Source organism: Candidatus Andeanibacterium sp. (genome assembly GCF_057143545.1).
In genome coordinates this window covers 1-8,885 of record NZ_DBNHSF010000022.1, presented here as the reverse complement: position 1 = coordinate 8,885, position 8,885 = coordinate 1, and the positions used below count along the sequence as shown (strand labels likewise).

Annotated in this window: 7 protein-coding genes; 3 read left to right on the top strand and 4 right to left on the bottom strand. The window is 65.6% G+C overall.

Going from position 1 to position 8,885, the window contains the following annotated elements; translation table 11 throughout:
• The first annotated feature begins 146 nt into the window (after positions 1–146).
• Positions 147–1,823, top strand: a complete 1,677-nt coding sequence (locus AC16XC_RS01445; protein ID WP_484032852.1) for a glycoside hydrolase family 43 protein — start codon at positions 147–149, stop codon at positions 1,821–1,823.
• Here the strand turns inward: AC16XC_RS01445 and AC16XC_RS01440 are convergent.
• Positions 1,802–2,818, bottom strand: coding sequence for a glycoside hydrolase family 5 protein (locus AC16XC_RS01440; protein WP_484032851.1), 1,017 nt, complete (start codon positions 2,816–2,818; stop codon positions 1,802–1,804). The genes AC16XC_RS01445 and AC16XC_RS01440 overlap by 22 nt on opposite strands.
• A 6-nt stretch (positions 2,819–2,824) precedes the next feature.
• The gene (locus tag AC16XC_RS01435) at positions 2,825–4,054 is read right to left on the bottom strand and encodes a glycoside hydrolase family 27 protein (protein WP_484032850.1); all 1,230 of its coding nucleotides are present in this window, start codon (positions 4,052–4,054) and stop codon (positions 2,825–2,827) included.
• A gap of 101 nt (positions 4,055–4,155) precedes the next feature.
• Here AC16XC_RS01435 and gluP point away from each other — a divergent pair, with 101 nt between their 5' ends.
• Together gluP and AC16XC_RS01425 are read left to right on the top strand one after the other, a co-directional pair.
• A complete protein-coding gene (gene gluP / locus AC16XC_RS01430) occupies positions 4,156–5,439 on the top strand; it encodes a glucose/galactose MFS transporter (protein ID WP_484032849.1) in 1,284 nt (427 codons plus the stop codon).
• Between the two features lie 26 nt (positions 5,440–5,465).
• Entirely contained in the window at positions 5,466–6,197 is a 732-nt protein-coding gene (locus AC16XC_RS01425) for a hypothetical protein (protein WP_484032848.1), read from the top strand.
• 196 nt (positions 6,198–6,393) lie between these two features.
• Here the strand turns inward: AC16XC_RS01425 and AC16XC_RS01420 are convergent, their stop codons facing one another.
• Positions 6,394–7,818: a carboxylesterase/lipase family protein gene (locus AC16XC_RS01420; protein WP_484032847.1), complete on the bottom strand. Its 1,425-nt coding sequence runs from the start codon at positions 7,816–7,818 to the stop codon at positions 6,394–6,396.
• A 53-nt stretch (positions 7,819–7,871) separates the two neighbouring features.
• A partial coding sequence (locus tag AC16XC_RS01415) for a glycoside hydrolase family 3 C-terminal domain-containing protein (protein WP_484032846.1) occupies positions 7,872–8,885 on the bottom strand: 1,014 nt, incomplete at its 5' end.

Genomic DNA, 8,885 nt, shown 5'->3' with positions numbered 1-8,885 from the left:
GCCGGTCGCGAAGTCCGACGGCAGGATATCTGTCAGTGGCGCGGCCATTTGCCGAGTCTTGCCCTCTCCGTTGATAGCGCTACCATAGGAGCGCCTTCGGGCTAGGGCAAGAGCGCCACGGCGCGATAATTACGGGAGAACGGAGCATGGCACGATTGCGGAATTTGATGGGCGTGTTTTTCGCGATGGCAGTGATCGCTTCGCCGGCATTCGCATCGCCCACCGCGCGCATTGCGGAGATTTCCTACCGGGCGCTCGATGCCCCCGATCCGGCCCCCGGCAATTACCGCAACCCGGTGCTGCCCGGTTTCCATCCCGATCCGTCGGTGGTCAAGGTAGGGCAGGATTTCTACCTCGTCACTTCGACCTTTGGCTGGTTTCCGGGCCTGCCGGTGTTTCACAGCACCGACCTCGTCAACTGGCAGCTGATCGGCAATGCGATCGACCGGCCCGGCATGGTCGATTTCACCGGCATGCGGGTGGTGCAGGATGCGCTCTATGCGCCCGCGATCACCTGGCATGACGGAACATTCTATATCTTCAACACCTGCGTGCGCTGCGGCGGGAATTTCTACCTCACGGCCAGGGACCCGGCCGGGCCGTGGTCGGACCCGAAATGGCTCGCCTTCGACGGGATCGATCCGTCGCTGTTCGTCGACGAGGACGGACGCGGCTGGATCACCTACAACGATTTGCCCGAGGGCGGACCGCAATATGAAGGCCATCGCGCCATCTGGGTGCAGGAATTCGACCTCGCCAGCGGCAGTTTCGTCGGGACGCGGACCCAGCTGGTCGATGGCGGGGTCCATCCCGCGGACCAGCCGATCTGGGCCGAAGGTCCGCATATCTACAAGGTCGGCGGCTGGTATTACCTGATGCCGGCCGAAGGCGGCACGGCCGACCAGCATTCGCAGACGATCTACCGCTCGCGTGCGCCCGACGGGCCCTACGAGGCCGGGCCGTTCAACCCGATCCTCACCCAGCGCGACCTGCCGCCGGACCGGCCCGACCGGGTCGAGGCGACCGGCCACGCCGACCTCGTGCAACTCGACGACGGCTCGTGGTGGGGTGTGTTCCTCGCGACCAGGCCGTTCGCAGGCCAGGATACCTTGCTCGGCCGCGAGACCTGGCTCTTGCCGGTGCGCTGGGTCGATGGCTGGCCGCGCTTCCTCGATCCCGGCGAAGCCGTGGCGATGGAATTGCCAGCGCCGGACTTGCCCTCGGACTATCAGGCCGACTGGAGCCATTGGACCGAGCGCTTCGACGGCAAGGACATCTCCGGCGAATGGCTGCGGATTCGCAACCAGCCGCTGGTCCAGCAATATGCGCTCGACCGCGACCGGGGAGGTTTGTTGCTGGCTGCTGGACCGGATGCGGCCGGTTCTATGGGCCAGCCGAGCTTCCTCGGGCGGCGGCTGCGGCACCATTCCGCCGAAGTGACCATGCGGCTGGCGTTTGCTCCGGCGGGCGAGGGCGACTTCGCCGGGTTGATGGCCTTCATGGGCGAGCCGCGCTGGATCGCGGTCGGGATCGAACAGGCCGCCGATGGATCGCGACAGGTGAGTGTGCGCCAAAGGTCAGACGATGCGCAGGAGGGCAACGGGCAGGTCCTGGCATCGGCCCAGCTTGCCGCAACTGGCGAAATCGAGCTCAGGATGGCGATCGACAAGGGCGAGGCGGATTTTGCCTGGCGGCCCGCCGGGCGTGGTGCATGGCGCGCGCTCGCCGACGATGTCGATGTGAGCTACATGGCTTCGATCCGTTCGGGCCTGTTCACCGGGGTGACGGTCGGGCCCTATGCCTATTCGCCTGCGGGCGACTGATAGCCTTCGCGATGCAGGAAGGCTTCAAGCAGGCCCGGCAGCCATTCGCCTTGCTCCTGGTCCCAGAACTCGAAAGTGTTGGTGTAGCCCCAGGCGCAGATTCCCGAGACTTCCCCGGCGAAGGCATCGCGCACCGCGCGGTGATAGGCGATCCGGTCGGACAGGGGCACGGTGGTGTGCGCGCCGGTCTCGCCCATGAAGGGGACCTTGCCGGTGCGCGCGACATAGGCGCGAACCTTGGCGACATCGCGCACCAGCCGCTCGCGGTCGGCCTCGCGCCCGTATTCGCGGCCGAGCGGGAAATCGGCCTCGACCCATGACGCGCCCTGGTGGGTGAAATCGAACGGCTCGTAATAATGGAAGGTCGGGTAGACATGGGGATCGTCGGGCATGTCGAGCGTGGCTAGCGAATCGATCCCGCTCCAGTTCTCACCGCCGATGATTACTGGCCGATCGGGGCTGACCTTGCGGATTTCCGCCAGTGCCGGTGACAGGGTCGGGACGATCAGCGCATTGGTGAACCGATCATGCGGTTCGTTTTCGATTTCGAACCACAGCCGGTCATCCGGCCGGCCGGCGAAATAGGCAGCGATCTGCGCCCACACCGCGGCGAGATGATCCTGCGCCGCCGCCGGGTTCTCGTGCACGCTTTCGAAATGGTGGCTGTTGAGCAGGACCTTGAGGTCCGCCGCCAGCGCCCAATCGACGACTTCGCCGACCCGCTCCAGCCATGCGGGATCGATCGCATGCGGCGGTTCTGCACCGCTCTTGTTGAGCCAGCGTACCGGGATGCGCACGGTCTCGAACCCGGCAGCCCTGATGCGCGCAAAATCCGTCGCCTCGATCCGTTTGCCGCGCCAGCTGCCCTCGGTCGGGAAGGCTTCGAGATGGTTGCCCATATTGATGCAATTGCCGACCGGCAGCTCCGGCTGGTGGGCGACGGCCGGCGAAGCGAGCGAAGCTGCCAGCGCAAGGCCTGCGAGTGCTCTGAACATGGTCGATTATCCTCCCGAACCGAGCGGCCTCAAGCGGAAGACCAGCGTGTCGTGCGGCTCGACCAGCATGTCGAGCGGCTCGGCGGTGGTTCCGGCAGCCTTGCCGTCCCAACTGTCCTCGATCGCGAACCGCTCGCGGGTAAAGTCGATTCGGCGGGAGTTGAGATTGTCCTCTAGCTGGTATGCCGTCCAGTCCAGCGTGAACTCGCGCGGGGTGCGCTCGCGATTGAGCGCGGCGATCGCCCATTCGCCATTGGCCAGCGGCTTGGCCCAGATCTCGAACCCGGGCACGGTCAGCCAGCGCATCGCCGTGATGCCCAGCTCGTCCTGGTTGAGCGCGATGATGCGCCGATTGCTCAGGATAAGACGGATTTCCTCGCGCATGGCGGGGACATCGGTGCCGATGAGCAGCGGCGCGGAGAGCATCGCCCACATCGCAAAATGACTGCGGTTCTGGGCAAGCGTGGGCAGGTTGCCGACTTCCATCATGTCGGGATCGTTCCACCCGCCGGGACCGGAATGGCCCCTGATTGCCATCTGCTGGTCGAGGATCGGCAGGATCCCGCTGCTTTGCCAATTACCGTGGTGGACCACGCAATCCCAGCAATTGGTGATGTCGCCGGTGGTACGCCAGAGGTGGCCGACATCATTGCCCCAGAGCCACGGTTCGTTGTCGCCCCATTCGCAGATCGAGAGCACCATCGGCCGGCCCGAAGCGGCAATCGCGCGGCTCATCGTGGCATAGGCCTCGCGCGGATTGCGCTGCGCTTCGCCGTCACCGGTATTGCACCAGTCGTATTTGACGTAATCGACGCCCCAGCGCGCATATTGCGCGGCGTCCTGGAATTCGTGGCCCTGGCTTCCAGGGCGCCCAGCGCAGGTCTTTTCCCCGGCATCTGAATAGATCCCGAACTTGAGGCCCCGCTCGTGCAGATAGTCGCCCAGCGCCTTCATGCCCGAAGGGAAGCGTTCGGGGTCGGGCTGGATATTGCCATTGGCATCGCGCGTGCCGTGCCAGCAATCGTCGAGATTGACATAGGTGTAGCCGGCATCGCGCAGGCCGGATGAAACCAGCGCATCGGCGGTCGCCTTGATCAGCGCCTCGTCGATATTGCAACCATAGTGGTTCCAGCTGTTCCAGCCCATCGGCGGGGTGAGCGCGAGGCCGGGATCCTTCTGCGCCATGGCGGGAGATGGCAGCGCGAATGCTGCTACCCACAGGAAATGCCGTTTCATGGTTCAACCCTCTCGCTCGGCGCTTGCGTTAGCGCTCACATATCCGAATAAAGCAGGCATTAGGGGCCCGTTGCAAGGGGCCACGCGGAGGGGGAATTCGAATGTCGGCAAACGGGCAGAACAAGGGCACGGTGCTGGCGGCCTTCGCGGCGGTGACCACGCTGTTCTTCGCATGGGGCTTCATCACCTCGCTGATCGATCCGCTGGTGGCGGCGGTGAAAGGCATTTTCGTGCTCTCGGATACGGAGGCGCAGCTTTCGGCCTTCGCCTTCTTCATCGCCTATGGCGTAGTGAGCTTCCCGGCGGCGGCGCTGATCGCGAAAATCCGCGCGGTTCCCTCGATCCTGATCGCGCTGGCGATGATGGCGCTGGCCTGCCTGATCATGCTCTATGCCGCCAATATCGCCAATTACACGATCGTGCTGGTCGGCCTGTTCGTGCTGGCGAGCGGGATTACCATCCTGCAGGTGGCCGCGAACCCGCTGGCCGCGGCGCTGGGCGATCCCGGGGGCAGCCATTTCCGGCTGACACTGTCGCAGACCTTCAACAGCTTCGGCACGTTCATCGGCCCCTGGCTCGGCGCGAGCCTGTTCCTCGCGGGCGTCGAAGTGGCCGACGGGGCAGCGCTCGATCCGGAAATCCGCAACAATGCGCTGGCCGGGATCGACCGCGCCTATTTCTGGATCTTCGGCCTCCTCGTCCTGTTGCTGGGATTCTTTTTCTTCGCCCGCAAGACCGTGGCCGCCGCGGCGCCCGCGATCGGCTCGGGCAAGGGCATGTTCGCCTTGATCGGCGAGGCGTTGCGGTCGCGCTGGGCGTTGTTCGGCGGTCTCGCAATCTTCCTCTATGTCGGGGCCGAGGTCGCCATCGGCACCCAGATGGCGTTGTTCCTCAACGACGAAGATGTGTGGGGCGTTTCGCTGCAGGACGCCGGCAAATATGTCAGCTTCTATTGGGGCGGGGCGATGGTCGGCCGCGCGGTCGGCTCGGCGCTGCTGGCGAAGTTCGACGCCGCGAAACTGCTGATGATCTTCACTGCCATCGCGTGCCTGATGTGCGTCTATGTCGCGGGCCAGGGCGGCATATCGGGAGGCTATGTCGCGCTGGCGATCGGGCTGTTCAACTCGATCATGTTCCCGGTGATCTTTACGCTGACGCTCGAACGCTCCACGGCCAGCGAAGAAGCGACCTCGGGCTTCCTGTGTACCGCCATCGTCGGCGGCGCGTTCCTGCCGCTGCTGGTCGGGATGGTGTCCGACCGGGTCGGCTACATCACCGCGCTGGTCGTTCCTGCGGCCTGTTACCTGGTGCTGAGCTATTTTGCGCTGGCCGCGGGCAAGGCCAAGCCGCTACGGCAGGTTGAGGCGGAGGCTGCGACCCATTAGTCTGCGCCAAACGGGGGAGGACGGGAATGGCAACAGTCGCGGGCAAGGCAGGCTTCAAGCCCAGCTTCCATCTGTGGATGGTGCTGGCGATGTGCTTCTTCGTGTTCGGCGGGTTCGGGATGACCTATCTCGGGCCGCTTTTGTCCGGTACGCGCCCGCCCGACCCGCCGGTCGTGCACCTCCACGGCGCGGTGTTCTTCGGCTGGATGCTGCTGCTCCTGGCCCAGTCGCTGTTGGTCAATGCGAAGAACGTGACGCTCCACCGCTCGCTCGGGATGTTCGGGATCGCCTGGGGGGCGCTGGTGGCGTTCATGGGCATGTTGATCACGCTGGTCGGCTCGATGAACGCCGGCTTCGCGCATCCCAGCGATCCGCCGGTGTTCTTCCTGTCCTATGTCGCCCCGCCGAGCTTCGCCGCGATCTTCATTCTTGCGATCCGCGCAGTGAGGACCCCGCAGATCCATCGCAACCTGATCCTGATTGCGACAATCGCGATCCTGATGCCGGGGATCAACCGGATGTATATGCAGGTGCTCGGGCTCGATTTTGTCCCGGTCTTCGCGACCTATATGACGATGAACGTCCTGCTGGCACTGGTGCTGTGGCACGAGCGGAAAGTGCGGGGAACGATCAGCCCGGCGAGCTGGATCGCGGCGGCGATCGTGGTCGTCCCGCAGCCGCTCAACTACCTTGTTTCCGCCCAGCCATGGTGGCATGGTTTCGTACTCGCCGGGGGCGATTTGGTCTATTATCGCTAGGGTCCATCCACACCGGTTCGAATCGTCATTCGATCCTCCCCGATCGGGGGAGGGGGACCGCCGTCGCGCAGCGACGGTGGTGGAGGGGTGTCCCTGCCGGCGGTTACACCCCTCCGTCAGCCGCTGGCGCGGCCGCCACCTCCTCTTTCAGGGGAGGATCGGTCCGGCTCCAACAAAGACAGAGGGTCTATAGTCGTCAATAGGCTTCGCTGAAGGCGCAGAATTCCGCGCGCGGCTTGCCCGCTTCCATCGCCACTTCGTCCTGCCCGAAGGCGAGTTGGCGCGGGGCCTCGGGATCGTAGCGTTCCCATAGCGGCCGCTCGCCATCGATCGCGGTATCGCCGTTGGGATCGCCATTGATCGCCAGCGAGGCCCAGTAATCCTGCATCTGCACCCCGCCGCCGACCGGTTCACGGCCGAAGACGAAGCCGATCTCGTAAGCGTGGCGGGTCAGCCCGCCGTCCTCGCCGACATCGAATTCATAGCGCCAGACCGGCCAGCCATTCCGGGCGAGCAGGTCGGCCATGCGGTCGGCCGGGCAATGGAATTCGCCGTCGCTCTGGATCCGCATTGCGATATGCCCGCGGCGTTGATCGGTTTTGGGATCGGCCGTCTCCGCGCGATAGGCGGCGAGCGCCTCGGCGCCCTTGCCGGGAAACCAGTTCTCGGCATGCGCCAGCAGGTCGACATCGCCGTCGCTGCCGGGCCCGAACTCGACCTTGTCGGTGCCGATGATCACCGGGCGCGGGGCATTCGCGGCGATCAGCCGGTCGGGCGCATCGGGCAGCACCTTGCCGTCCACCGTGGTGCGCAGGAACACCGCCGGCGGATCGCCGATATCGGGATCGCCGAACCTGCTCTGCCGCGCGAGCAGTTGCTCGATCGGCAGCGCGCGCAGATCCGCGATCGGGCCAAGCGTCGCGCCCAGCCTCTCGCCGTCCTCGAGGCTGCGGAACGACATCCCGAACCCCGGAGTGCCGCTTTGCAGGATCGCCCTGTCGTAAAGCTCCTGCGCGGCGGGCGCGGCCAGCAGCAGCGCGACATCCTGCGATCCCGCGCTTTCGCCATAGATCGTGACATTGCCGGGATCGCCGCCGAATTTGGCAATATTGTCGCGCACCCATTCGAGCGCGGCGATCTGGTCCATCAGCGCGTAATTGCCGCTCGCTCCGCCGCCTTCCGCGCTCAATTCCGGATGCGAGAGGAAGCCGAGCAGACCGAGCCGGTACTGGATCCCGACATGGACCACGCCCTGGCCGGTCATGTTCGAATCCGCCGGCCCGCCGGAAGAGCCGGCGCGGTTCGATCCCCCATGGATCCACACCATCACCGGCAATCTGCCAGAGAGCGACGGCGTGCGGATGTCGAGCGTCAGGCAATCCTCGTTCCAGAAATCGGCCTGGGCCTGGTTCCAGCCTTCGCTGTTCTGGGGGCAGGCGGGCGCATTTTCGATGGCGGCCCGTTCGCCCGCCCACGCGACGACCGGCTGCGGGGGCTTCCAGCGCAGCTCGCCCAGCGGCGGGGCGGCATAGGGAATTCCGCGGAACACCAGGTCGCCATCGATCTCTGACCCGCGCACCAGCCCTCCCGGCACGCTCGCCAGCGCCGGGTCGTCGGGCATCGCCCGGCAGCCTCCGAGCGCAGCGACCAACAGACCGGCGGCAATGACGGCCCTCAAGTGCAAGGCAACACTCTCTCCGCATCGGTCCCCAGCCGGACTTCGCCGATCGAGAAATCGGTCTTGCCCCTGGTCGCAAGGATGAACGGGGACGCAACGCTCGCCATGTCGACGCCCTTGTCGCGCAGGCATTTGAGCGGCAGGCCGTAGCGCACGAAGCCCGATCCTTCGGGGATCGTCACCGCCGCGCCGGTCATCCCGCCCGCGCCGTTGCGCATCCCGATGCTGGCGCTGGCGGGCGCATCGTTCATTCGGATAGTGACCAGCAGCAGGATATCGGCGTTGGTCTCGCGGCTGATATCGACCGGATTGAAGGTCGAGAGCGAAACCGCGCTTTCGCCGCTGGCGATGGCAAAATTGCGCGCGCCTTCCTGCACCTGGAATTCGGCCGCGGTAATCCGCGCCCGCCCGCCCAGCGCTTCGGCGGGCACGGTGGTGATGCGCGTCTGGCTGCCGCCTTCGCCGGGATCGGCGATATGCAGCGACCAGCTTGCCGCCGGGACGCCGCCCGCGAACCACAAGCGGCTGTCGCCGGCCAGTTCGGATGCGCTCACCTCCTCGACATCCTTCCAGGCAGGAGGTTGGCCGGCCATGGTCAGGCCATAGCCGAGTTTGAACAGGGCGCCGTCGGCCATGTCCGGCGTCTTGGGCCAGGCTGCCGGGAGCTTGCCGGTGAAGTCGTGCCGGATCTTGCCAGCTGCATCGCCGACGATCACATCCGCGAGCCCACCGCCCTCGGTTCCAGGCAGCCACGCGACAACGAACGCGTCGGCCGCGTTGAGCGCCGGGTTCACATAAAGCGGCCGCCCGGTGATCATTACCGCGACCACCGGAATGCCTTCGGCCTTGAGCTTCTTCATCGTCTCGAACGGGCCGGTCAGTTCGGGGTCGAGCTGGAGCGACGAGCGGTCGCCCTGGAATTCGGCATAGGGGTTCTCGCCGAAGATCACGACTGCGGCGTCCGGCTTTTGCGAATAGCTGCCATCGGGCGAGAGCTGGGCGCTGCCGCC

What these genes read in the sequence shown, in the direction of transcription:
- gluP (WP_484032849.1), top strand. Translation starts at nt 4,156, where the DNA reads ATGTCGGCAAACGGGCAGAACAAGGGCACGGTGCTGGCGGCCTTCGCG.
- AC16XC_RS01425 (WP_484032848.1), top strand. Translation starts at nt 5,466, where the DNA reads ATGGCAACAGTCGCGGGCAAGGCAGGCTTCAAGCCCAGCTTCCATCTG.
- AC16XC_RS01445 (WP_484032852.1), top strand. Translation starts at nt 147, where the DNA reads ATGGCACGATTGCGGAATTTGATGGGCGTGTTTTTCGCGATGGCAGTG.
- AC16XC_RS01435 (WP_484032850.1), bottom strand. Translation starts at nt 4,054, where the DNA reads ATGAAACGGCATTTCCTGTGGGTAGCAGCATTCGCGCTGCCATCTCCC.
- AC16XC_RS01420 (WP_484032847.1), bottom strand. Translation starts at nt 7,818, where the DNA reads ATGCCCGACGACCCGGCGCTGGCGAGCGTGCCGGGAGGGCTGGTGCGC.
- AC16XC_RS01440 (WP_484032851.1), bottom strand. Translation starts at nt 2,818, where the DNA reads ATGTTCAGAGCACTCGCAGGCCTTGCGCTGGCAGCTTCGCTCGCTTCG.